22 protein-coding genes and 1 tRNA gene are annotated in these 25,574 nt (G+C 49.5%); 10 read left to right on the plus strand and 13 right to left on the minus strand.

Annotation, left to right across the window (positions count from 1 at the left end; all coding sequences use genetic code 11):
* Positions 1–56 precede the first annotated feature (56 nt).
* Positions 57–923 (plus strand): UTP--glucose-1-phosphate uridylyltransferase, encoded by an 867-nt coding sequence (locus tag IT415_01215; GenBank protein MCC7543311.1) that lies wholly within the window; start codon positions 57–59, stop codon positions 921–923.
* A gap of 60 nt (positions 924–983) precedes the next feature.
* Here the strand turns inward: IT415_01215 and IT415_01220 are convergent, their stop codons facing one another.
* Complete coding sequence (locus IT415_01220; GenBank protein ID MCC7543312.1) at positions 984–1,367, minus strand: hypothetical protein; 384 nt, start codon at positions 1,365–1,367, stop codon at positions 984–986.
* A 1-nt stretch (position 1,368) separates the two neighbouring features.
* The gene (locus tag IT415_01225; GenBank protein ID MCC7543313.1) at positions 1,369–1,746 is read right to left on the minus strand and encodes a hypothetical protein; all 378 of its coding nucleotides are present in this window, start codon (positions 1,744–1,746) and stop codon (positions 1,369–1,371) included.
* Between the two features lie 97 nt (positions 1,747–1,843).
* Between IT415_01225 and IT415_01230 the strand changes: the two genes are divergently transcribed.
* Positions 1,844–2,518 (plus strand): IS1595 family transposase, encoded by a 675-nt coding sequence (locus IT415_01230; GenBank protein ID MCC7543314.1) that lies wholly within the window; start codon positions 1,844–1,846, stop codon positions 2,516–2,518.
* A 79-nt stretch (positions 2,519–2,597) separates the two neighbouring features.
* On the opposite strand, the gene IT415_01235 is transcribed toward IT415_01230, so the two are convergent.
* Positions 2,598–2,672: transfer RNA gene (locus IT415_01235), tRNA-Glu, on the minus strand.
* A gap of 440 nt (positions 2,673–3,112) precedes the next feature.
* On the opposite strand from IT415_01235, the gene IT415_01240 reads away from it, so the two are divergent.
* From IT415_01240 to IT415_01250, 3 genes are read left to right on the plus strand one after another with little or no spacing between them, the layout of a single operon-like run.
* Positions 3,113–6,022: a ribonucleoside-diphosphate reductase subunit alpha gene (locus IT415_01240; GenBank protein ID MCC7543315.1), complete on the plus strand. Its 2,910-nt coding sequence runs from the start codon at positions 3,113–3,115 to the stop codon at positions 6,020–6,022.
* Positions 6,023–6,032: 10 nt separating this feature from the next.
* The gene (locus tag IT415_01245; protein MCC7543316.1) at positions 6,033–7,067 is read left to right on the plus strand and encodes a ribonucleotide-diphosphate reductase subunit beta; all 1,035 of its coding nucleotides are present in this window, start codon (positions 6,033–6,035) and stop codon (positions 7,065–7,067) included.
* A gap of 56 nt (positions 7,068–7,123) precedes the next feature.
* On the plus strand, positions 7,124–8,302 hold the full coding sequence (locus tag IT415_01250) for a DUF3048 domain-containing protein (GenBank protein MCC7543317.1): 1,179 nt from the start codon (positions 7,124–7,126) through the stop codon (positions 8,300–8,302).
* 69 nt (positions 8,303–8,371) lie between these two features.
* Here the strand turns inward: IT415_01250 and IT415_01255 are convergent, their stop codons facing one another.
* A complete protein-coding gene (locus tag IT415_01255; protein ID MCC7543318.1) occupies positions 8,372–8,536 on the minus strand; it encodes a hypothetical protein in 165 nt (54 codons plus the stop codon).
* Positions 8,537–8,740: 204 nt separating this feature from the next.
* Here IT415_01255 and IT415_01260 point away from each other — a divergent pair, with 204 nt between their 5' ends.
* Positions 8,741–9,874: a glycoside hydrolase family 6 protein gene (locus IT415_01260; protein MCC7543319.1), complete on the plus strand. Its 1,134-nt coding sequence runs from the start codon at positions 8,741–8,743 to the stop codon at positions 9,872–9,874.
* 17 nt (positions 9,875–9,891) lie between these two features.
* Here the strand turns inward: IT415_01260 and IT415_01265 are convergent, their stop codons facing one another.
* A complete protein-coding gene (locus tag IT415_01265) occupies positions 9,892–11,280 on the minus strand; it encodes a polysaccharide deacetylase family protein (protein MCC7543320.1) in 1,389 nt (462 codons plus the stop codon).
* The gene (locus IT415_01270) at positions 11,280–12,425 is read right to left on the minus strand and encodes a glycosyltransferase family 2 protein (protein ID MCC7543321.1); all 1,146 of its coding nucleotides are present in this window, start codon (positions 12,423–12,425) and stop codon (positions 11,280–11,282) included. The genes IT415_01265 and IT415_01270 overlap by 1 nt, the downstream gene beginning before the upstream one ends.
* A gap of 110 nt (positions 12,426–12,535) precedes the next feature.
* Between IT415_01270 and IT415_01275 the strand changes: the two genes are divergently transcribed.
* The 3 genes from IT415_01275 to IT415_01285 are packed head-to-tail and all read left to right on the plus strand — an operon-like array spanning position 12,536 to position 15,878.
* Complete coding sequence (locus IT415_01275) at positions 12,536–13,891, plus strand: carboxypeptidase regulatory-like domain-containing protein (protein MCC7543322.1); 1,356 nt, start codon at positions 12,536–12,538, stop codon at positions 13,889–13,891.
* Positions 13,888–14,463: a prepilin-type N-terminal cleavage/methylation domain-containing protein gene (locus tag IT415_01280; protein ID MCC7543323.1), complete on the plus strand. Its 576-nt coding sequence runs from the start codon at positions 13,888–13,890 to the stop codon at positions 14,461–14,463. Before IT415_01275 ends, IT415_01280 begins: the two co-directional genes overlap by 4 nt.
* Complete coding sequence (locus IT415_01285; GenBank protein MCC7543324.1) at positions 14,460–15,878, plus strand: hypothetical protein; 1,419 nt, start codon at positions 14,460–14,462, stop codon at positions 15,876–15,878. The genes IT415_01280 and IT415_01285 overlap by 4 nt, the downstream gene beginning before the upstream one ends.
* A 13-nt stretch (positions 15,879–15,891) precedes the next feature.
* Here the strand turns inward: IT415_01285 and IT415_01290 are convergent, their stop codons facing one another.
* The 7 genes from IT415_01290 to IT415_01320 all read right to left on the minus strand — a co-directional run bounded on the left by IT415_01290 (position 15,892) and on the right by IT415_01320 (position 23,621).
* Entirely contained in the window at positions 15,892–17,349 is a 1,458-nt protein-coding gene (locus IT415_01290; protein ID MCC7543325.1) for a glutamate--tRNA ligase, read from the minus strand.
* A 22-nt stretch (positions 17,350–17,371) separates the two neighbouring features.
* Entirely contained in the window at positions 17,372–17,707 is a 336-nt protein-coding gene (locus tag IT415_01295; protein MCC7543326.1) for a hypothetical protein, read from the minus strand.
* Positions 17,704–19,272 carry a DUF4367 domain-containing protein gene (locus tag IT415_01300; GenBank protein ID MCC7543327.1) on the minus strand — a complete coding sequence of 523 codons (1,569 nt, stop codon included), beginning with the start codon at positions 19,270–19,272 and terminating at the stop codon, positions 17,704–17,706. Before IT415_01300 ends, IT415_01295 begins: the two co-directional genes overlap by 4 nt.
* A gap of 63 nt (positions 19,273–19,335) precedes the next feature.
* A complete protein-coding gene (locus IT415_01305; GenBank protein ID MCC7543328.1) occupies positions 19,336–20,154 on the minus strand; it encodes a WecB/TagA/CpsF family glycosyltransferase in 819 nt (272 codons plus the stop codon).
* The gene (locus IT415_01310) at positions 20,151–21,269 is read right to left on the minus strand and encodes a glycosyltransferase (GenBank protein ID MCC7543329.1); all 1,119 of its coding nucleotides are present in this window, start codon (positions 21,267–21,269) and stop codon (positions 20,151–20,153) included. Before IT415_01310 ends, IT415_01305 begins: the two co-directional genes overlap by 4 nt.
* Positions 21,256–22,602 carry an O-antigen ligase family protein gene (locus tag IT415_01315; protein ID MCC7543330.1) on the minus strand — a complete coding sequence of 449 codons (1,347 nt, stop codon included), beginning with the start codon at positions 22,600–22,602 and terminating at the stop codon, positions 21,256–21,258. The genes IT415_01310 and IT415_01315 overlap by 14 nt, the downstream gene beginning before the upstream one ends.
* 11 nt (positions 22,603–22,613) lie before the next feature.
* Entirely contained in the window at positions 22,614–23,621 is a 1,008-nt protein-coding gene (locus IT415_01320; GenBank protein ID MCC7543331.1) for a rod shape-determining protein, read from the minus strand.
* Between the two features lie 77 nt (positions 23,622–23,698).
* On the opposite strand from IT415_01320, the gene IT415_01325 reads away from it, so the two are divergent.
* Entirely contained in the window at positions 23,699–25,192 is a 1,494-nt protein-coding gene (locus tag IT415_01325; protein ID MCC7543332.1) for a PEGA domain-containing protein, read from the plus strand.
* Positions 25,193–25,574 lie beyond the last annotated feature (382 nt).

Below are 25,574 nucleotides of genomic sequence, written 5' to 3' on the forward strand. Positions count from 1 at the left end.
TCACGTTCTCTACGCGCCGCGCTTAAGTGTATGACATGCTAAAATAACAACTATCTATGAAGCTTCCACGCAAAGCAATCATCGCCGCTGCTGGTATGGGCACTCGATTTCTCCCCCAGACAAAAGCCATGCCGAAGGAGATGCTGCCTATAATCGATAAGCCCGTCATTCAGTGGGTAGTCGAGGAAGCTGTCGCGGCAGGTGTCACTGACATCATTATCGTCACCGGCTCAACCAAACGAGCCATCGAGGATCATTTTGATCGAGCTATCGAGCTTGAAGAAGACCTCATCGCTAAAGGCAAAACCAAACAGGCTGAGCAGATCAAGCATATCGCCGAGATGGCAAACTTTATCTACGTACGTCAGAAAGGCCTCCCAGTCGGGAATGCACGTCCGATTCTCAATGCCGCCCATTTGATTGACGACGAACCGTTCTTTGTGTTTTTCGCCGACGATTTCTTCACTGGACAAACGCCACGCGCCGTCCAATTGCTTGAGCACTATAAGCGTACCCCAAAAAGCGTAATCGCACTCTACGAAGTGCCTCGCGAGGACACCAATAAGTACGGCATAGCCTCAGCCTCCCTAGATCATGACAATCTCTATGCCATTGACGCCCTAATCGAAAAACCAGGGCCCGACAAAGCACCATCAAACTTTGCCTCTATTGGAGGCTATCTTCTCACCCCTGAGATTCTGCCTCTTCTCCAAGCGCTTGAGCCTGCTCATGACGGCGAGATTCGCATTCCAGATGCCCTCAACACTCTCGCACGGCAAGGCGGGCTGTATGGCTGCCTCATCGAAGGGCAATTCCACGACACCGGATCACCAGAAGTCTATATCAAGACGATTATCGACGTAGCCTTAACTCATCCCGAGCTCTCCGACGACATTCGTTCTTACCTGCGTCATAAGCTGTAAATAAAAATCCCGGCAGCCTCCACGAAGGAAGACTGCCGGGTACGAACAGCTGAGATAGGCTCAGATTCGCCGCAATGGCCGCGGATTCAACAGAATCGCGCCAACACCCACAAGGATGGCACCAATCACTATCACAATCAGAGCAACCTGACCGGTGCTCGCGCCAGTGTAGACCAGCATCTCCGTCGATGATGCGCCGGGCTCAGCATCACTCTGTAGCTCGTCCGACTTAGACTGGACCACAGCATCTATGATGCCCAGCGCCACTGTAGTGGTGGCCGCAGGCGTAGAAGTGTTCGTCTCGGGCACGGACGTGCTCGCGGTGATCACCTCCTCGGACTCACTGGGGGGCAATGTCGTCGTCGAAGTACCGCAGATAGCTGCGGGCCAATCGACACCGATCGGCATTGTCTCGCCCTCATCATCTGGGTCCAGCAGATACACACTAACACCCCCGTGACGACTGGGCGACGAAATCCTGCTGCGTGAGTACGAATTGCAAGCGCTGGCTCTGGCCAGGCGACAACTCGTTGGTTGGCTGCATTTCTTCACCGAGCACGACATCGTAATACGCGACGTGATCGACGAAGGTTTTGACCAGATCGACAGTCGCCACTACGCCAGTGTCAGTACATGTCGTACTGCCTGCAATAGTCATGACCATGTTCTCCGCAGCCTGAGCGCCTGCTGGATGGAATCCTAGCAGCGCTCCGGTCGCGCTATCAGCAGCAGTCCTGCCAGCGAGATGATTCTGATGATTTTCTGAAGGTACATGTATCCTCACTTCGGGAGTATCGAGGGGTGTTTGGGAGATTGGCGCCATGAAACCTAAACTTAACTTTGAAGTGCGAAATACTGAGCTGTTTGTAATACTTGTGGTTCAAGACTAGTTTAGAAGCCCTGTAGTATGCTTCTAACAGATGGAGAACAAGTATCTCAAGCATTCACATACTTCTGAGGCTCAATTCAGACGAATTATCCGGTTGTTTTGCGAAGATATGACAGCCGTTCAAGTGGCATCCTTGACTGGCTTGAATCGTAATACAGTGAACCGTTTACTAACACACATCCGCCAGATGATTGCCCGCCATTGTGAAGCTACCTCCCCACTGTCTGGTGAGGTAGGGATAGATGAAAGCTACTTTGGCCCCAGGCGAATTCGGGGCAGACGTGGTCATGGTGCCGGCAAGAAGGTCGTTGTGTTTGGTTTGCTAAAGCGTCAGGGCAAAGTCTACACTCAAATTGTCCCCAATGTCAGTAGAGATACCTTAAAACAGATTGTACAAGCAAAAGTTGAGCCAGATAGCACCATCTACTCTGATGGCTGGAAGAGCTATGACGGGTTGGTGGATTGGAGCTATAAACGACACTACCGTGTCAATCACGGCGCCAATGAGTTTGTCAGAGGCAACAGTCACATTAACGGCATTGAAAACTTCTTGGGTATTGCCAAGGTGCGTCTAGCAAAGCTAAGAGGACTCAGACAAGATCATTTTAACCTCCATCTCAAGGAGTGTGAGTTCAGGTATAATATGCGTCATGAAGACATGTATCGCGAGCTACTTAAAATCTTACGAAAGGACGCTTCAGGCTAGGCTAAACTAGTCTTGAACCTAAGCTCACTACCAGAGGTAAATGAGCTATTCCTTGTCCGGACTGCTTATAGTCCACGTATGGTGATCCCACGGGGAGTCGAACCCCGGTTACCAGGATGAGAACCTGGCGTCCTAACCACTAGACGATGGGACCGAGAGATGAGCGAAGTGGCAAAAATTATTAGTATAATGACGCTTCCGAGGCTTGAGGCCCCATACTGCTAGTATGAGACCGAATTTTGAACTTTCATTTAAGAACCATATGAATATACCAGGTTTTACTAGATATTTCTAGACTTTACCCACCCATTTGTAGACCGTATGATAGGAGTTAAGCTTGGGGTGAGAGAAAGACATGGGGGTTGACGCAGAACACTGTACATTCGTATAATGTTCGCAGTAGTGATGTGTGCATCGAGTGGCACTGGCAGACAAGAAAAAGGTAGGCCTAGGGGCTTTACAGTCAGCCACTACGCTATATATAGTGTTATTAGCGAATTATTAAACGCTACATACACACAAAAATTCTTACGGGAGCAGTCTGTGAGGGGCTGAATACCGAATACTGTTCGTATAAATATGAGGAGGGTGACGATGCCATTTGAGCAAATAAAAAAGCGTAATGGGTCTGTTGTACCATTTGATAAGCAACGTATCGCCGATGCCATTCTGCGCGCTAGCCTATCTGTAGACGGCGAGATCGATGTCGAGCAGACACTTGCCCTAGCAGACACGGTAACCGAAAACCTGGCGGCAATTTTTGATGATCGTATGCCCGATGTCGAGACGATTCAGGATCTCGTCGAGCGCGAGCTGATGCGTCAGAGCTTCTTTCAGACCGCTCGTAGTTACATCCTCTATCGTGAAGCACACAAGCACCAACGAGAGGTAAGTCAGTCAGTGCAGGCTGCCAAGCTCGAGAAGTCTGCGCTTAAAGTTGCGCAGAAAGATGGCTCGACAGAAAACTTCAATGCCGAGAAGCTTCGCAAGACTATCACCCGTTTCACCGATGGACTCAACGTCGATATCGACGACATCACCGAAGCCGTGAAGACCAACCTGTATGACGGCATCACTGTCGAAGAGCTGTTTGACGCCATTGTGATGGTTGCGCGTAGCTTCATCGAGCGTGACACCGACTACACCAAACTAGCGGCACGTCTTCTCCTTCACAAGCTCCATCAGCATGTACTCGGCGAATCCGATGCTGACAAGATCCCGGCTGCCTACCGCAAAATGTTTGTCAAAAACATGAAGCGCGCTGTCAAAGAAAATCGCCTCCAGAAAGAAGTGCTCGACTTCGATCTCGAAACGCTTGCTGAGTATATGGATCTTGAGCGCGATCTACTCTTTGACTTCATGGGGCTACAAGTCCTCTATGACCGATATTTCTTGCGTGCAGCTGGAAGCGAGGACATCATCCTCGAGACACCTCAAGCCTTCTGGATGCGTGTCGCTATTGGAATGAGCCTCAACGAAGGTAGGGACAAGAACGAATGGGCCAAGAAATTCTATGACGTCATGTCCACCCATCGATATGTACCTTCGACCCCTACCCTCTTCCACTCAGGCACCACCTACCCACAACTCTCGTCGTGTTACCTCAATACCGTACAGGATGACCTCAACGACATCTTTAAGACCTTCTCCGACAATGCTCAGTTGTCGAAATACTCTGGCGGTATTGGCACCGACTGGACAAACATCCGTGCAACTGGCGCACTTATTAAAACTACAAATGTAAGCTCTCAGGGCGTTATCCCATTTCTCAAGATCTCTAACGATGTGACTGTCGCAATCAATCGCTCGGGCAAACGTCGCGGCGCCACCTGCGCTTACCTCGAAACCTGGCATCTTGATATCGAGGAATTTCTCGAGCTTCGTAAGAACACCGGCGACGAGCGTCGACGTACCCATGACATGGATACTGCAAACTGGATCCCCGATCTCTTCATGAAACGCGTACACGAAGGTGGCATGTGGACACTCTTCTCGCCAGATGAAGTACCGGATCTCCACCATATCTACGGTAAGAAGTTTGAAGAAGCTTACGAGCAATATGAGCGCATGGCCGACGAAGGTAAAGTCGAGGTATTCAAGCGAATCCCCGCAACTGATCTGTGGCGCAAGATGCTTACCATGCTCTTCGAGACCGGTCACCCATGGATCACATTCAAGGACCCATCCAATGTACGCTCCCCACAAGACCACGTCGGTGTCGTACACAACTCGAACCTCTGCACAGAAATAACGCTCAACAACTCAAGCGACGAGACGGCCGTTTGTAATCTCGGCTCAGTTAACCTCGGCCTGCATATCAAGGGCGAAGTCCTAGATCACGACAAAATCAAAGAAACTGTTACCTTAGCGATGCGCATGCTCGATAATGTCGTAGACCTCAACTTCTACCCAACCAAAGAGACCAAGAACAGCAACATGAAGCACCGTCCCGTTGGGCTTGGTATCATGGGGTTCCAGGACGCACTCTACCGATTCGACATCGATTTCGCATCCGAAGCAGCCGTTGAATTTGCAGACATCTCGATGGAGCTTGTATCATACTACGCGATTTCTGCCTCCTCTGATCTTGCCGCAGAACGTGGCGCCTACGAAAGCTTCAAGGGGAGCAAGTGGGATCGTGGTATCTTCCCTGTTGACACACTCGACCTACTCGAAGAAGAGCGCGGTCAGGAGATCGATGTCTCACGTGTCGGACGCCTCAACTGGGCACCGATCAAGGAGAAGGTTAAAAAGCAAGGGATGCGCAATTCCAACACCATGGCGATTGCTCCAACCGCAACCATCTCAAATATCGTCGGCTGCTACCCATGTATCGAGCCAATCTTCAAGAACCTCTATGTCAAGGCCAATATGTCCGGCGACTTCACTGTCATTAACCCCTACCTTGTCGAGGACCTCAAAGCTCTTGATCTCTGGAACGATGAGATGATCAAGAAGCTCAAATTCTACGATGGCTCAGTGCAGCAAATCTCAGAGATCCCAGTTAACCTCCGTGATAAGTACAAGGAAGTATTTGAGATTCCAGTAGAGTGGCTTATTCGCACCGCCGCCTATCGCGGTAAGTGGATCGATCAAAGTCAGTCACTCAATATCTTCTTGCGGGGCACCAGCGGCAAGATGCTCAACGATGCCTACACGCTAGCCTGGAAAATGGGGCTTAAGACAACCTACTACCTACGCTCGCTCGCAGCTAGTCAGGTCGAGAAGTCTACTATCAATACGTCTGAGTTCGGAGACACTCACAATCGTGACTTCAGCCCAAGCTCGCCAACCGAGACCATGAGTACTACAGCTATCATCAAAACAACCAGCGACAACGCTGCCGCAACCGCCATGGTGACAACAGCTACGAATGTTGCCACCGCAGTAACATCCGACATACCTACTTCCGGCATCATGTCGGATGCCTTGTTGGTAGCAAGTAACCAGGAAGCGCTCAAAGTCTGCTCGATTCTCGACCCAGACTGCGAAGCCTGCCAGTAAGGGATAATCCATGAGTATCATAAAGACCACCACCCGTCCGGACATTAACCAGCGCCGTATCATCAATGGATCTGATGCCGATGTCATCCAGCTACACCCGATGAAACACACATTTGCCTGGGAGGCCTACAACGCCGGCAACGCGAACCACTGGCTCCCAACAGAGATCACGATGATAAGCGATATTGAGCAACTCCGTGCTGGTCGCTTAACCGAAGATGAGCTCAAAGCCCTCAAGACAGTACTGGGCTTCTTTACAACGGCTGATTCGATCGCAGCAAACAATATTGTACTTGCACTCTACAAGCATATATCGAGCCCCGAATGTCGTATGTACCTCTTGCGACAAGGCTACGAGGAGGCCATTCACACACATGCCTACCAATACATCGTCGAGTCTCTCGGGCTCGACGGCGGCGAGATCTTTAACATGTATCGTGAAGTAGACGCCATCTACTCAAAGGCTGAGTTTATTCTCGGCTTCAATGAAGGTATTTTTGACCCGGAATTTAAAACTGGGACTTTTGAAAACGATCAAAAATTTCTCGAAAATCTCTGTGTCTTCTCGTTAATCCTTGAGGGCATATTCTTCTACAGCTCTTTTGCGGTCATGTTTGGTTTCCAGCGTCAAAATAAAATGATAGGTGCAGCCGAGCAAATCCAGTACATCATGCGCGATGAGACTCAGCACCTCAACTTCGGTATCAAGATGATCAATACCATCAAGGAAGAGCAGCCCGAGCTATGGACGCCAGAGTTCCAGCAACGCATCATTGACTTAGTGCGCAAGGCAACCGAGCTCGAATACACCTTCGCGACCGAGGTCTTTCCTCGCGGTATCTTTGGCATGAATGCAGACGGCTTCAAGCAATATATCGAGCACATCGCCGACCGTCGACTTCAGCGTGTGGGACTCCCGATTCAGTTCAAGTCAGAAAATCCCTTCCCATGGATGAGTGAAGCAATCGACCTAACAAAAGAAAAGAACTTCTTTGAAACACGTGTCACCGAGTACCAAACTGGCGGTACACTCAACTGGGATTAGTCAAACTTGCACCCACAGTGTTCATAACGGTCATGCTATACTATGAGTAACTAGTTATGGCAAGACAAAAATTTCACACCAAACACCAAGTACATCTCGATACCGCATCGAACGAGACTGCTTCAAGGGTGCCCAACCCAATGAAGATATCGGCTACCTATGCAAAACCTTGGTACAAGACTCGACGAGGCATTATCGGCATTATCAGTGCCACCGTTATTCTACTCGGCGGTGGCGTTGGTGCTTGGTATGTTTTAGCGCAAAAAAAACCAACCGACATTACGACCAGCCAACCAACCGCTTCGCCATCCCCTGAGCCAACCCCAATCCTCAAAGAGGCTCCACTTACTGGCACGCTCATCGATCCAGCTTTGATTACCAGGCCGGTCATAGGAGTCGTTATCGAAAATCTTGACCCAAATGCTCGGCCACAATCGGGCTTAAGCCAAGCCGGAGTGGTGTATGAGGCGCTTGCGGAGGGGGGCATTACGCGATATGTGGCATTCTACCAGACAGATCTACCGACCGATATTGGACCCGTTCGAAGCCTCCGCCCCGTGTTTTATCAGATGGGGATGGAATATGGTGCTCCTGTCGCACACGTAGGCGGCAGCACTGACGGCCTCGCACTAGCACGTAGCGGAAGCGGATTCAAAGACCTCGATCAGTTCTTCAATGCAAATTATTTCCGTCGTATCAACACGCGTTACGCACCACATAACGTCTATATATATGGCGAATCGCTCACCAAGCTCGTAGCTGACAAGGGCTGGGCTACACCGCCGACATTCACCCCCTGGAAACGCAAGGATGATGCCCCCTCCAACCAAGCAAATGCCACCAAGATTGTGGCCGACTTCTCAAGCCCGGGGTACATCGCAACGTTCCAATATGATTCCAGCTCAAATAGCTATGTGCGCTCAATAGGCGGCGTACCAGACCTAGATGCTGCAAACAGCAAAAAACAGATAAACCCCAAAACTGTAATCATTATCTATGCCCAAACTAGCTATGGCACACAACCCAATGGTAAGCCAAAAACTGACATCGACCTCATTGGTACTGGTAAAGCTGTCCTCTTCCAGGACGGAACAGCCACCGAATGTCGTTGGCAAAAAACATCTGATGCCGGTCGCTTAACACTCCTCGATACAAGCGGCCAAGAGCTCAGCCTCAATCGTGGTCAAAGTTGGGTCAGCATCCTCCCCACTGGGCGGGCAGCTAGCTGGCAATAAAAATAAGAAAATACCCACTCAAATCGAGACGGGTATTTTCTCTTCGGCCAGATCTAGTGACGTGAAGTTTTAGCGTGAGCGATGAGTAATCGCGTAGCCAACGCCCCAAGCTACCAGAGCAGCTACCAACGCAACAGCAATCGTTACGATGACGTTACCGGTAGGACCGGTTACAGGGAGGGTAGCACCAGCTACAACAGCTGGGATGCTTCCACCTTTACCTGGAGTATACATAGAGTTTCTCCTTACGTACTTTATAAAGGCATTTAGTGTTGTTGTTCGAACATACAAAACGAGGGCGGCTGAGATATTTCTCAGACTCACCCTCGTTGTACTACTGTATACTAACAAATTTTGTACTATTTGTCAACTATTTTCTTGACAGATTATTATCACCTGCCATACACTAGAAAGCACAACTATTTTAGGGGGGTGGAGATGCAATACAGCCGTTACAAATTACCTGTTATTACACTAACTGCTATATTTGTCTATATATCTGGAGCGTTACTGGCTCCTTTTTCTATTCCCGCCCAGCTCGTATCGAGGATTAGCGCCAGGCCAGATAACAACACCCCTCAGCAAAATCAACCCCGGGCAGATCAGGCTACCCCGCCACTTTCCCCACAGGCATCTTCCTCTGCTAGCCCCACGGCTTCTTCCACTGCAGCCCAAGCTTCAGGCCTACCAAAATCTGGCAATCCATTCATAGGGGAAAAACTGTACGTCAGCCCGTACAGTCCAGCTGCACGACAGCGGCAAGCCTGGGCTGGCTCTAGGCCAAGCGATGCAGCGCTTATGAACAAAATAGCAAGCAACCCTGTCGCGATCTGGCTCGGCGACTGGACGACGAACCCAAATGGCACCACGCGCTCGTTCATTAATGAAATACGCTCCGGAGGTGCCCTGCCCGTCTTTGTGTTATACAACATCCCAATCAGAGATTGCGGCAGCTATTCTGCCGGTGGTGCCTCCTCGGCGCAATCATATCAACAGTGGATACACGATATTCAAGCCGCCAGCGCTAATACAAAATCGATCTTTCTCCTTGAGCCAGATGCTCTGGCAGGGTGGGATTGCCTATCACCAGCCCAAAAAACAGAGCGAATCAATCTCTTACGATATGCCGTAGATACCCTCACAAGCAGCCCCAATCACTACGTGTACCTGGATGCAGGAAATGCCCGATGGCACACGGCAGCCGAAGTAGCCAATCGCTTAAAACAGGTCGGCACGCAACGACTAAGCGGCATCAGCATCAACATTTCCAACTTCCTCACTACTGAAGAAAGTCGCTCGTACGGACAACAAATCAGTCAGCTCAGTGGTGGGCTTGGTTTTGTCATCGATACGAGCCGCAATGGTCGTGGTCCTACCGCCGACCTAGACTGGTGCAATCCGCCCGACCGCGGACTCGGTGAAACACCAAAGGCCATGACCACAGACAGCCTCCATGCTCTCTTGTGGATCAAATACCCCGGAGAGTCAGATGGGTCGTGCAAAGGTGCTCCTACCGCTGGTGAGTGGTGGCCCGAATATGCTCTTGGGCTGGCAGCTCGAGCGAGCTTCTAAGCTCATCCCGCTATAATCTAGCGCTTTGTAAACTGGGCTTCAACCTGCGGCATTGTTTCACGAAGACCTTCTGAAATCGTTACAACCGGAATCTGCTCTTCATTAAGGATCTGCAATGTACGCTCCAGATCCTTAAGATTAGCAGCATAAGCACTTTCGCTTTGATCACTCACTTCGTGATATACCAGAATAAGCCATAGCTTGTTTTCCTTGGCAAATCGCACGGCTGCAGCTATCTCTTCCGGCTTCGTAGTGAGCTCCACATTCATAACCTTGAGATTGTATCGATCAAATTGCGCTGTATTATACCCCGTATCAGTACCTCGATGACTGCGATAACAGCTCTTTATGAGGGCCTCAGACCGTGCGTTTGTCCGTCCATATGGAGCAGCAAAATCGAACACACTCATGCCATAATAATCATTGAGGACGTCACGACTTGACGCGAGAGAGCTTCTCACTCCATCTTCGCCTATCGTCGACAGATCTTCATGCTGCGCACTATGTGAACCAATATCATGTCCGGCTTCAGCAAATTTCTTCAGTTGATCCGACTTGAGATAGGCCTTATCTCCGATCGCACCACTCACGACATACTGAGTAGTTTTCACGTTGTACTTAGAGAATAACGGCAGACCGTTTGTATATATTGACTCCCAACCGTCATCGAAGGTCAGGCTCACTAACCCACGCTCCAGCTGTGGCAGTTCAGTCTTTACGAGCCTCCAATTATCCACGTCAAGCGTGCCATTCTCGGTCAATGCGTGGCCTACCGCGATTTGCTCAGCATGTATGGGGATTACAATTTCATATCGCAATTTGAGCCACTTCCCATTTGTAGGCTCACCTTTACCTAGCTGGATGTACACATGGCCGCCATCGCTCTGCGTGATATCGGCAATTACATCACTATATGTGTCACTCTTATACCAGTGCTCAACGATGACCCGTTCGGCAGGCTTCACAGCCACAGCATTGCTAAGCCACTTCCCGTCACCACTCTTGCGGTTCCACATTATTATGCGTGCAGCATAGGCATCATCATATCCTCCAACAATTTCGAATTGTGCATTGTTTTCTCCGAAAGTATTTTTTTGCCATGATACACCACGAGTTGCGAATGACGGATCAGTGATAAGATTTTCTCCCTCGAGGGGCTGCGTGGCTGGATCTACATAGCTGATTTCTCGGTACAGTGGCTGCAATGGGCTCGCTTCGGTGAGCACGAGATACTGCGAATCGGCTGGAGTACAGATAGCATTATCAGCAATCTCTTGCTGCTTCTTATTTGAAGCAAGCAGTTGCGCTACTTGACCGCGAGCAAACGAGAATACAGGCATCAGGTGATACCCAAGAAATATTGCCGCCACCACATACATAAATATCTGGCCAAGCGTACGTTTCATTACGCGGCCTCCGCGATTTTATATCGGCGACCAGAGACACTCCATCCCTTAGAGTGCCCACGATGACGACGGAGAATGACTACTTCAACAAACGCTTTCAGATATACAAACATATTCGTAACTCTCAAGATATAGAAGAGTGGGAATGCAGTAAGTACCTTGAAACGCTTATGCACAACTGCGCCCATCACGGTACTTGCGAAGAACAGACCAGCGTCTATCAGAAATGTCAGCGCAATCGCCTGAGCAGCGCCACCACGGATCAGTAATAATGGCAGCAAGACGAGAACATTGAAGTAATACAGAAACATCTCAAGTATCTGATAGCCAAGATAAAAATCGATTCTTTGGGCACGCAAACCAACCTTACGATCGATAATGCCTCGCCAAAATCCACGATACCACCGTGTAATTTGCTTTACGTAATCACGGTAGTTCTTTGGATCTTGAGTTAGAGCGCGAGCCGTTGAGATATAGGCGATCTTACCAAGCCTATTTCGATGAATCTGCAAAGTAATATCAAAGTCTTCAGTGATGTTACCAGTCGTAAAATCAAGATGCTTTAAGATATCGGTACGAAAACAGCTCGTCGGACCTGGTATCACCGGAATAACTCCGAGCATATGCTGCACGCGACGCATAATCTCTTGCCCAAATGCATACTCATAGGCGCGATATCGTGATATCCAACCCCCATCTAACGACTTCACATAGCCTGCTGCAGCGACATATTTATCGCTATCGAGATTCTTACGAAAATCATCGAAGTAATTATTTTCAAACGTCGAATCAGCATCGGCGATATGGAGCCACTGATATGTACGCTCAATCTTAAAAGCCTTGATCGCCTTGAGAATAGCACCAGCTTTTCCTGAACGCTTGACGGTCAATACATTCTTTTTACCAATAAGTTCTTCTGCAAGCTTGACGGTGTTGTCAGTCGAGGCATCGTTGACAACATATATGTGCTTAGCGGGCATACCTGATTGTATAGCGGATTTGATGGTATGCTGAATCACCAGCTCCTCGTTGTGACCTGGGATCAATAATGCCAGCACCTGCTTCGGCTTATATGTAATAGGCAGGGTTAGCTCTGTGCCGTCAATCGGCGTTATAGTCTGGGCTACAAAAATCTGTTTCATCATAAGAAAATCACCTCTCCTTTTACTCTCTAGCGGTGAATAGGTGATAATACCAAATTTTTGTCTATTTGTCAATAGTCTTTATGCTTACGCTTGGCGTATAATAGTTGAATATGGCAACCCGTGCGCGCCACTCTGCTGGCTACACCATCATTGAAGCCTTGATAGGAATCACAATTCTGACCATGGTGACCCTTGCTCTATTTGCAGTCATGACCGCAAATCTCACCACCTTGTTTCAAAGTCGCGCGCGCGGTATCGCGCTCGCCATCGCTCAGGAAAAGCTTGAAAATCTAAAAAATCTTCCATACGATTCGCTCGCCACGCAATCCGGCACGATCTATCCAGCCGGAACTATCCCTGACAACGAAACGATTATTCGCAACGGACTGACATTTAAGGTACATACGGATATTCGTTACGTCGATAACAGCTACGATGGAAATGTCACCGGTACAGTTCAAGGCAAGCCTACCGATCTTTATTCATACGACTATAAAAAAGTGACTATCCAGGTCAGCACACCCACTGGCTCTGCGCAACTTGCAGAATTATCTTCGGATATCGCCGCCAAGGCTGCAGAAACTGCTGGGAATACTGGGGTTTTATTAATTAAGGCAATCAATGCGTCCGGTAATCCAGTAGAAGGAGCCACGGTACAGATCACCAATACCAACCCTAATCCAGATGTCGCAATTACTACCACTACCGATATCCAAGGCCAGGTCATCATCCCAAAGCTACCACCAGACACAAACCCCGGCTATCACGTCACGGTATCAAAGGCAGGTTATAGTAGCGACCAAACATTCGCCATCGACGCCCAGCACCCTACTCCCGCAAACCCTGACTTTGCTATGCTCGCACAGCAAATCACAACCAAAACGTTTACCATAGACCAGTTAGCTAACCTTTCTCTCAATATAATCGATCAAGCAGGCAATCCGCTCATTAGTCAAAGCGTATCAACCCACGGCCAGAAAATAACCAATAATACGCCGGTTGTATACAAAATTTCGCAAACCATCAGTACCGATTCACAAGGAGTGGTCCAGTTTAATCTGATTGACTGGGACAGTTACACCCTATCGATCCCGGGATACACGATCTTGAGTACAAGCCCTTTGGCTCCAATTACAGTAGCTCCCAACACTCTCGTCACCGCCTCGGTCATAGCTGCGACATCACCGACACTATTCCCCATCATTACTTCTGTCACGCCGGCGAACAGCGCACCAAGCGCCAATGTAACGATCGACGTAACAGGTTCAAATTTTAACGACTCATCAACAATAATTCTGAGAAAATCAGGTGAGCCAGATCGGTCGGCCACAAGCGTGACATATACCGGTCCCGACACGCTGAGCGGAATCTTTGACCTTTCATCTGCCAATGGAAGTTACGACCTACTGATTACTACCAGTGGTCGGACAACGACACAAAAAAATGCCGTGGTGGTTTCACCATGAAAAAACGTGGCTATACGCTTATCGAATTGCTTGTCGTTACGCCAATACTGGTCATTGCCAGCTTTATTGCATTTATTATCATCTTGCGTGGCTGGCAAGCCTACCAACTGAGCGTAGCGCAAGCTGATGCAAGTTATATTTTAACGAATTCTCTAGACCGCGTTAGTCGTGTCCTCAGATCTACCAATACCATTATCGCCGCCACCGATAATGATCTCACCGTCGAATCATATTTTAGTCCGCGTGATAGCGTTCCTGATCACGCTCGATACTATCTACAGAATGGCAAGCTACTAGTTGATGTTACTCCAGCCAGTGGTACGGCCCCAAATTTCACATATAATCCTGCTGACACCCGTACGATCACCATTACCAGTACCACAAACATCGACGGACAACCACTCTTTAAGTATTATGACCAAAATGGCGCGTCGCTTTCATCCCCATACACCCTCACTGCAATTACCAAAATCGAGATTACTCTATCGGTCAACCCTAAGCCGTCAGTCCTGAAGACTAATCAAGTAACGAGCACACAGGTGCAGCTTCGAAACAGAAAGACTAACTTATGAGCAAGTACCCTCTCGCAAACGCCAAAGGTATGTCCTTATACCAGGTCATTATCACGTCAACCATAATGCTCGCAATCTGCGTGGCGGTTGCAACCTTAGTATTTGCAGCATTACGTTTTAGTCGCACCACGGCACGTGCTGTTTCGGCTACCTACATCGCTGAAGCTGGAATCAATTATTACCTCTGGCATTTGAGCCATAACGTCACTGATTATTGTGACGGCAATCCATGTGGTACCCTAGGTTCATCCGGGTATGGTCCATTCACATACGACTATACAAATGATAATGGTCAAAAACTCGGTTCTTATAGTATCTATGTCAAGCCTCCGTCTGGCTCAACGGGCTATGTAACCATTACCTCCGTGGGGACGGCAATCGGCGGCACCCAAAAGCGTACGCTACAAGCAGCTATCGCAATCCCCTCCTTTGCTCAATATTCCATACTCACAAACACAGAAATTTGGATAGGCCCAAATGAAACCGTAGACGGCGCATTGCACAGCAATATAGGCGTCCACTTCGACGGCATCGGCAATGATACGATTTCTTCTGCCCAGGCAAGCTATAACCCAAGCAGTCAATTCGGCGGGAATGGATCCACTCAGAACGGCGTCTGGGGTAATGGGACACCAAACAATCTGTGGAAGTACCCCGTACCCCCGGTCGACTTTCAGTCTGTCACTACCGATCTCGTAAAATTTAAAGCTGACGCTCAGTCTGGCGGTGCATACCTATCCCCCACAAGCCCAAGTAATCCAACAAGTAAGCTAGGGTATTATCTTGAACTCCGTGGTGATGGCGGGATTGATGTTTATCGACTCACCCGTGAACAATGTACAAGTACAAATCGAACATTCGTACAAACCTTAGCTCACCCTGCAAACAATCAGCTATTTGTCGAAGATAATGTCTGGATTAGATCTAAACCTGGAGAGACGATGCCCGGCCGTCTCACTATTGCCGCAGCTTACTTGCCCGCAAACGCGAGTACGTACAAAACCATTACCATTATGGGAGATATCAAATACACAGCAAAAGATGGATCGGCTGCATTAGGACTCATCGCACAGAAAGATGTAAAGGTATCTCGTCAAGCACCGTCCACACTTGAAATAAATGGCGCCCTACTCGCCCAAAATGGCCATGTCTGGTACCAAAAAAACACCCTCAGTGGCACCTCCTGTAATCAGTCGGTCAAAACCAGTATCTCTCTATATGGTGCGATCGCGACAAATCAATATTGGACTTGGACGTACGTAACGGGATCAAATGGTAACTACATTACAATCGATGGCTACAATACGACGACGAACAGCTACGACAAGAACCTACGCCTAACCCCGCCACCATCATTTCCGCTTACTGGTAGCTTCTCGATTCTCAATTATCGTGAACTTCTCCAGGGTCCGTAAGGAGCTAGAACACTTAAAGTACAGCGTTGAGTTTACGCAGACGAACAAGTGACTCCTTAATCGTCAACGTATGAATAGTTTCAAATAAGCCCGGCGCAGCTGTTCTACCGGTAATCCCAATACGAATCGTCGAGAAGAAATCACCGACTTTAATACCCTCACGCCCAACCACATCACGCAAGGCCTGCTCTATCGCTAATTCAGTATCATCACACTCTGCTAACGCAGCAATCGCAAGCTCGATATAACTTTTGACCGTATCTACTGCCAGCTTCTTGGTCGCCAACTCTGCTGACTGCTTCGGTCTTGGCTGACTGAAGAAAAAGCCAACTACATCGGGTAGCTCCGCAAAAGACTTGATACGATCCCGCTCAAGGAGCACAACCTCGCGCAAATTATCCCCCACCTTGACCCCCGCCGCATGCAATTCTCTCTCAGCTCTTTTTACATATTCATCCTCCGTAAGTTTCTCACGGATATACACGCCATTCAGCCAATTCAAGCGCTCCATATCAAACTTCGCCGGGCTCTTCTGGATTCTATCCAATGAGAACTTCTCGATCATTTCTTCGAGCGTGAATACCTCTTGCTCAGTACCATCATTCCATCCGAGCAACGCGAGAAAATTCAATAATGCCTCGGGAAGATAGCCCTTCTCGCGATATTGAAGAGCATCAGTATCACCATGACGCTTAGACAACTTTGACCCATCATTTCCAAGAATAACCGGCAGATGCGCCCAAACAGGTCGATCGTAACCCAAGGCATCATAGAGCAAGGCATGCTTGGGCATCGAACTAATAAATTCATCGCCGCGCATGACATGGGAGATCTGCATATGATGATCATCAACAATATTTGCAAAATTGTACGTCGGAAACCCATCAGCCTTCATAAGAATAAAGTCATCAACAACCGACAGTGCAGCCGATCCCTGACCCCGCACCTCGTCCTGCCATGATACCTCATGAATACCCAAGTGCTTCCCAACCGCCTCAATATCCAAACGAATTGGTAGCGCACCCGAATCTCCTGCCCGACCGTTCGCTGGTTCCATAGAGCGTCGATAGACAAAAGGTCGTTTCTCGGCGATTGCCGCATCACGCAAGACGATAAATTCATCAGGTGCAATTATGCTTTTGTATGCCAGGCCAGCATCGACTAGCTGTTGCACAACCTCACCATACTTTGGCAATCGTTCTGACTGGATATAGGGACCGACGTCACCAGTGTGCTCCCCGGCCCAATAGCCTTCATCAGGCCGCAGTCCAAGCCAATCGAGAACCTCGACTATCTGCCCGACGCCAGCTTCCACGAACCGCTCTCGATCAGTATCTTCGAGCCGCAAGATAAATGTACCATTGTGTCGCTTCGCAAAAAGAAAATTAAATAATGCGGTACGCACTCCACCAATATGCAAAAACCCCGTCGGTGACGGGCAAAAACGGACACGTACTGGATGCTTACTCATACCGGCATTATATCAGATCAGATTAGCCCAATAGGCCTTCTGGGCTGGTTTCAACCCAACCACTCCCTGTCACCTGCTTATAGAAAACAACCTTACTAACCATCTCCTCCGGATCGTAAGTATGCTCAATGCGCGACGCCGCACCACGATGTGCGTAATGTGTCTTCGTACCAGATACCGCCGGGTGAGTTATGCGATCGATCTTATATGACTCACCAGCCTTATCAAACCATATCGTGTCTCTAGTTTGTTCGAGACGAGGATTGTCGGGAAGTGGTTCACTGATTTTCTTATGCTGCGAAAGTGTGTATTTTTGATCAATTAAGTCAACGAGGTCTTCCCACCCACGCTGATTCATAAGCTTGTCGCAACACGAATTATTTGATCTTGATCCAAGCCATGGTCCCCCTCTATCTTGTACATAATGCCATGATTCACCCAGGCCGCCTGATTATTACCGTAGATATAAATGGTCAGCCCTTGCGCCTGCAAAGCGAGATAATCTTGTGACTTCACAAGGATATACTGCTCGAGCAACGCTTGAGAATCCCATTCCGTCTTCTGTTGACTCACAATCATTGCCTTATCTTGATTCTGAAGCTTGTAGATAAGTGAGCCATCACCAGAAGTTACATCACGCGTCACTACCCAGCCACTCGGTAAGTATGCGGGGGCCGCTGCCTCAACACCCGATCGTACGCTGGCAAGCTTGAGAGCGAAGGCGGGATAATTTGATTGCCACAAATACGCACCAAGCATCACGAAGGCCATTACACTCATCACGAGCGCCAAAGGGCGGGCCACACCAGGTGTAGCTGCGGGTTGAGCAATGGCCGGAGCCGTATCACCTAACGCGAGCTTAAGGGCGTCATCTCTGCTCATCACCGGCGTTATTTTTGGTGCCTCAGGAGCGACTGAAGCAGGAGCTGCTGTTGCTGCCGGCTGTACTGATGGCTGAGGCGCTGTAGCAATTGGAGCTGGAGAGGTTGCTACGGGTGAGGTTGGTAATGCCGTTGGGGCCGCTATAGTATCCACCTGTAGAACAGCGCGAGGCGCGATATCTACCATTGACTTGCCTTGCTGTGTCGGGAGTACAGTTGGTACAGATACAGGTTCGACAACTGGTGCCGTTGTTTGCGACATGGCTTGCAGCTGACTGTCCGACAAAACTGCTTCATCCTTACTATCTAATGATGGAATTTCAGATGCAACTTGCTCTTTGTATTCAGCTGGTGCTACGGATGCTGGCATAGATACAGGTGGAGTCGGCGTTGATGCAAGGGGTTGCGCAGGGCTTGTCGGAGCTTGAGCTACCACAGGCATTGGAGCTTGGACTGTAGGAGCCGGTGACGGCGTGGGCTGTGGCGGTAATGCAGGAGCAGCATTCGAAGCTGACACCGGAGCTGCACTAGGCATAGATACAGGGACCGTTGCGGATGGCGCGCCGGGCTGTACAGGACTCTCTACTGGCGCTACTGGAGTGGTGACCACAGACGCCGGCACTTGCATGGGTGCAGGCGGTAGGGTTTGTGCTATTTGCGGGTCCGAAACTACACCCGAAGCAGCTGACTGCTGCGAGACAGGATTTGGCGGTGGGGTCTGATTAACGGAGGGCGAGGGTGTGGGTGTGGGTGTGGGTGTGGGTGTGGGTGTGGGTGTGGGTGTGGGTGTGGGCACGGAGCTAACGGACTGTGGTGGCGCCCCAGCTGCTTGATTAGGAGGTGCGGGCATGTTAGCGGGAGTAGCAGGAGCCGGAGCAACCGGTGCTTCCTCCTTCGGCGGCTCTGCTAATCCAACCTTCTGCAGGTAGGCATCACTCTCTTGCTTGTCAGCGGTCTCCCAAGGCGTACCGCAATTAGCACAGAACACCTTACCGGCTATGACGACGCGATCTTTTTCCTCACAGTCTGGACACTGCCTCATACCACTCCTGTACCACTTATGTTAATCACATTATGCCAGGAGTGACCATAAGCGTAAAGTAGTTTAGCGGAGCTTTTTTGACTTGCCAGCTAGATAAACCCACCAAATGAAGGGAATTATCATCAAGCTTTTCCGTATGTCTGTCGGGCGCATCAGTACACGCCAGAACCACTCAAGGCCAGTATGGCGCATCCAGTGCGGTGCCCGCTTAATACTTCCGCCCATTTCGTCGTAATCAAACGTTCCGCCCTCCCCAATCAAGACTCGTGCCAAATGATCTGATTTGTGAGTAGCCATAAAGAGCTCTTGCTTCGGATGCCCAAGCGCTACAAACAATATGTCTAATTTGGTAGTCTGAATACGCTCGACAAGCTTTACCTCTGCCTTAGGGGAGAAGAATCCCCGCCAAACACCCCCGATTTGCAATAACGGATATCGCTCGGTTAAGGAAGATTCTATGCGCTTCGGATCACGCCCGCCGAGCACGCCAATCCTCCAGCCATTCTGAGCTGCCTGCACCAATAGCCTATGAGTCGTATCAACTCCCGAACCACGCTCCGGAATAACTGACGAAATCCATGAGGAATTTTGGATATTTTGCAACAAGCTCTTAACCCACTGCCACAGCGAATGTTTGGACATATACAAATAGCTCGCTGCCCACTGCACACCAATCCCATCGGCAATCACTAAGTCTGCCTCATTTATCGCCTGTCTTACTTGTTCATCACGCCGAGCACTCGCAAAAAATGTCACATATGGCTTCACGTAGCGATAACTCTGCCCTCTCCGTACCTGCACTGCTCGCTCGATTCGCCCCAAGATTTCTGGCTCGGTCAGCGGGTCAAATTCAAGATCAAGTATCGATATACGTTGGCTCATTGTCCGTGCACCTCATGGATCACGGCCGACAACCGAGTACGGAATAGCTCTGGACGATACTGCCGAGCTGCTTTACGCAACGCATGGGCATTCCATTGCTTCTTTTTGCAGACCGCCATTGCTTGACTCAGAGATTCGACAGTTGGTTCATCGTACAGAATACCGCTCTTCCCATCAGTAATAGTTTCAGCAACGCCACCCGCCCGCAAAGCAACAACTGGTGTACCGCAACCAAGTGCCTCAACTGGCGCAATACCGAAGTCTTCAATCGAGCAAAATAAAAATCCGCGCGCAGCCGACATCACGCGCCATTTTTCTTGATCATCAACTCGACCGCGAAACTCGATATTCTTTAGTCCGGCCGCGAGCTGCATCAAGCGCTCTTTATCAGGGCCATCCCCCACGATTACAAGTCTCTCACCACTTTTGCGACATGCCTCAATTGCTAAGTTTATATTTTTATATACGCTCAAGACTGAGACAATCACCCAATAGTCTTCCCGATCAACCGCGATCGTCGGAGGCTGTTCGACAGGCGGCATGATGACCTCCGCCTGTCGATGATAAAATTTCTTGATTCGCCGAGCAATCGTTTCACTGATTGCTACAAAGTCCCGCTGCGACGACTGAGCAGAATAATAATCCCAAAGTCGCAAGGCGCTCACGATACGAGTAACATATAGCTTTACGAACGGATTTGATGTCCTCTGATTCATAGCCTGTGGCCAACTATCCCAGAGCATTCGAGCCGGTGAGTAGCAATATACCACGCAGCGCTGTCGTGGCTGCAAGCGCACATTCTTCACCCACGCCGATGAGGCTGCCAAAACGATATCATAGCCTCGTGTATCAATCCGCTCGACAGCACGACGCACCCACGGAAGTAGTAAGTAGGGGTGTCGTTTCAAGAAGCCAGGAAAATACTGTAAAAAACTAACCTTCACTCGACGCCCGCGCAATCGTGACCCAAACATCCGCCTGTTATAAATCAAGGTCGCCACATCAGCCTCTGGGTACATCTTCAAAAGCTCATACAACACCAATTCGGCGCCGCCGTTTTTGACATTGAGCCAATCATGCAGTATCAGCATTTTTGTTGAATTACGCGCCATCATGCCCCCGCTCACGCCCAGCACCATAGCTCAAGCCGGCGAGGGCCCACCAAATAATCGCTAGCGTTGAATCAGCCCAGGTGTGTAGGAATAGATTTGCGATCAAAATACCAACCAGACTTGCAAATAATACTTTTGAAACGCGGTCGCTCGCAAGCCACCACGTCCGCCATAGCTCGACAACCAGCATCGCATAGGTAGCAGCTCCAAACCAACCAACTTCGAGAAGCAGCTGCACAAACCAATTCTCAGTTACGACAAAATTACCACCATACTTACTCGCCGGTCCGGCAGAGCCAAACCCTTGCCCGAAAGGACTCTGAGCGACCAGTTGCATCCCCTGCTGCCACGCATACACGTGCCCCTCATCTGAACCAATGATTACCCCCCCCTGATTAACCTCGCCGCGGCTAAAGTAGCGCTGAATAAACGACCCCGGCACGCGCACGAGCTCTTGTACCCAAGTCCAGACTGCCATAGTTGATATCACACCCATCAGTACATACCATGGTTGATATTTACGAGGAACGTACAGCCCCAGAAGAACCAGACATGCGATCAAGAGACCAATCATGGCACTACGCGAGAAGGTCACAGCTAATGCCGCCGCTGCGATCACCGCGCCACTCGCAGCGGTTAAGCGTTTCTGGCGTTGTTCTGCGGTCAGTGCGATTGCTAGTAGCCATAATGTCGGTAATATGAGATAGGCACCCAGCTGATTCGGACCCCCCAATGTAGCAAATGTGCGACCGAATTCACCCCCAAAGTTCACACTCTGATAGGCATTAATAGTGTCTGATGAATACCCAACTGATTGCAGCCACGCGGTTGGAACAATGAAAAACTGAATCAAGGCCAAAACCGATACCACGAGCGCTACACCAAGCACCAAGGCACGCACCCGACGCCACCGTACAATCGAAGCAAATGGCTGTACCGCTAGAAACAGAACCCACGGCAAGACTGTTGTCTTAACTCCTGCAAAGAACGCGATGGAAAGATCCAAGCCTGCATGAGTGAATGCGCCGACAACACCAAACAGTATCGTGGCTAGCACGAGCCAGTTGGCCGGCCGATATACCCATTGCCAGCCATCATAGACACTCTTTATGAGCGCCAGGAAGCACAAAGCAATAATCAAAACTTCTTTCCAGCTAGCAAATATAAGCTGTGAGCCGATAAAATATCCCAGTACCACCACTACAAAAGCATGAAATGGCATGCCGATCAAAAGCGCATACACAATACCACGCGCTATAGCCTGCAGGGATGCCCCAGAAATGAGACGATTACTTTGACTCTGAGAGGGGTGCTTTTTGGTCGTTCGGCGTGGCATACGTAGCTAGCCTATCGATTACTCATCACACTACGAATGTAGTCATCAAGATTTTCGAGCGCAATGCCAGTACCGCGTGCGACGGCCAGCATGGGCTCGTCTGCTACATACGCCGGTACACCAGTTACTTTTGTCATCAACTTGTCGATATTGCGCAAGAGCGAACCCCCACCAGTCATCACCATACCTCGATCGATGATGTCAGAACTCAGCTCCGGTGGCGTTTGCTCGAGTACAGCCTTGACTGCGGCAATAATGCCGTCCAGCTCATCACTCATTGCCTGAGTGACTTCATCGCTATCGAGCTTAATCGTCTTTGGAAGCCCGGCAATCATATCTCTCCCCCGGATTTGCATCGTCAGCGGCACTTCAAGCGGCAGGGCGGACCCTATCTGCTTCTTGATGTCTTCGGCGGTTTGATCACCAATTATCAGGCCATATTTTCGACGGATATAGTCCGCAATCGCCATATCAATCTTATTGCCACCAATGCGTACTGAGTTTTGAGCAACAATGCCACCGAGCGACAAGATCGCTACCTCGGTCGTACCGCCACCAATATCAACAATCAGATTCCCGGCCGGCGCGGCAATTGGCACGCCTGCGCCAATTGCCGCCGCAACTGGCTCGCGAATAATGTGGGCTTTTTTAGCCCCCGCCGCTAAAGCTGCATCTATCACAGCTCGCCGCTCAGTCGAAGTAACCCCGGCTGGCACTGAAATCATGAGCTCGGGACGCGCCAAGCGAATGCTGCCCGACACTTTATCGATGAAAAATTTCAGCATTGCTTGCGTTATTCGATAGTCCGCGATCACACCTTCGCGCAGTGGACGACTGGCCGTAATGATGTCTGGCGTGCGACCAAGCATTTCCTTGGCCTCGTTCCCAATCGCCACGATGCGATTATCATCAACCGAAACCGCCACCACACTTGGCTCGTTGGCAACAATTCCCTTCTTAGGCACGTACACAAGCACATTTGCCGTACCTAGATCTATCGCTATTCGCTTTCGATGCATATATACTATTGTACCTGATTTCCTGTCTCACTACAGCTCGAGAAGAAAGTAAGATAATCACAAGAAATGATTGTATAATGAAGCGTAACCACACTATGGTGATCTCACAAACTACCCGAAACTTCTTGATCTACCTCTTCGGAGGTGTAATTGTCGTATTTGGTACTATTTTACTCGGCGCCCTTGCTACTGGCTGGCAATATGACTTCGCGACAGGAGAACTGCGCGAAACTGGCCTCATTATCATGAATAGCGAGCCCTCTGGTGCCAATATCTCTCTCAATGACACTTCAATAAAGCAACAAACTCCCTATAGAGCCACCAATGTGTTGCCCGGTAATTATACCGTCAAGTATGAGGAGGCAGGCTATCGGCCTTGGGTTAAGAAAACCTCGGTCGAGGCTGAGCGGGTAAGCTTTGCCGACTATGCTTGGCTCATCCCCGAGCAAGTACCAACACGACTCCGCTACCCAGATAATAAAATTGTTTCGGCTACCCAGAGTATTGATCGCAAGCGCTTTGCCTTTGTAGAGCCCACATCCAAAACTGATGAGTCAGGAGCGACCATCCCTACAGCCCCGCGGATCTTGTACGCGCCTGACCTCGCACGAGATCCCGAGATCCTATACACACCGCCCACCCCTACTAGTGAGGAGCCGGGGGCTATCGTCATCGATTCGCTCAGTATCAATACCGACGCTACATGGCTACTAGCCCGTCAAACCACATCGGATACAAATATAACCTGGCTACTTATTCCCACCAATCCAAATGATGTGCGTGAAAAAACTATAAACCTCACTCAGCTCACCCCCATTCAACCAACTTGGGTGGGTTGGTCTGATGGTGAGGCAAATGAATTGTATCTCATTCTGAACGGTTCCCTGCGTCGCCTTACTTTAAACGACAAGCGATTGAGCGACTCGATCGCAGACGGCGTACAAGCTGCCAAATGGGACAATACACACCTCCTAACCGTGGAAGTATTGGCCGACGGACTACGTTGGCTCCGGGTGCGCAGCAAAGACCAGCTCAACAGTCCCGAGACTATCCACCAGGTTGCTACGAGCTCCAGCTACACAATGCAATACTTCAAACTTCTCGGCGATGACTATACCGCCATCCTGCCTGATAGCACTAAGCAACTACTAGTGACTCGTCACATATTTAATAACCCAAGCGAACGGGTTACGAGCATTAGCGGTAAAGACATAGCGTCATTTACCGTCAATCGCAGCGGTCGATATATAGTCATGAATGAAAAGAATCGTATGTTTACTATCGATCTGGAACGCAATCAGCGTTTCCGCTACGGGACCAGCCTATTGGGGCTGGCATCTTGGCAATGGATGAATGATCAGCACTTAGCGATCATCACAAATAATCAGCTGCGACTGATCGATTATGATGGACAAAACAATGAACTCCTCAGCACAATTATCAATCAACAATCACCGATTCTTTTCTGGGACAATAAGTCAATTTTGAGCTTCGTGCGACCAGGCGGCAATGAGTCAGCTAGACCACGCCTGACGCACTTTTTCTTACTGCCCGACAAGATCCTAGAATAAGAAAAACCTCGTACTATGTACGAAGTTTTTCTGGTGTATTTATTGTACCAAGTTAGAACCTATTTCCAAAATCGTTGAGCGAATGAATCAGCCCCACCACCGCTCGCTTCGCTCGCGTGTCCCGCAGAAAAAAATGTTCCTTGCATTCTCGATTTGGCGGGGGGTGAATTTCTTCCTAAAAAAGAAAGGACATTTTTTCTGCGGGACTCTGCCCTCAATGAATCGGGCAGGTGGTGGGGCTTCAATGCGGACTCGGTTTTGCCAAACTATTTTTCTGGGGATTTGGATTTGGCAAAACCGAGACTGAATTTCCCGCGCGGAGGAGGGGTCTGGGGAGGAATCCGCGCGGGGTTTCGGAATCCGTTTTGGGTAGGGCGGGCTA

The organism is bacterium, from assembly GCA_020854115.1.
GTDB lineage: Bacteria > Patescibacteriota > Saccharimonadia > CAILAD01.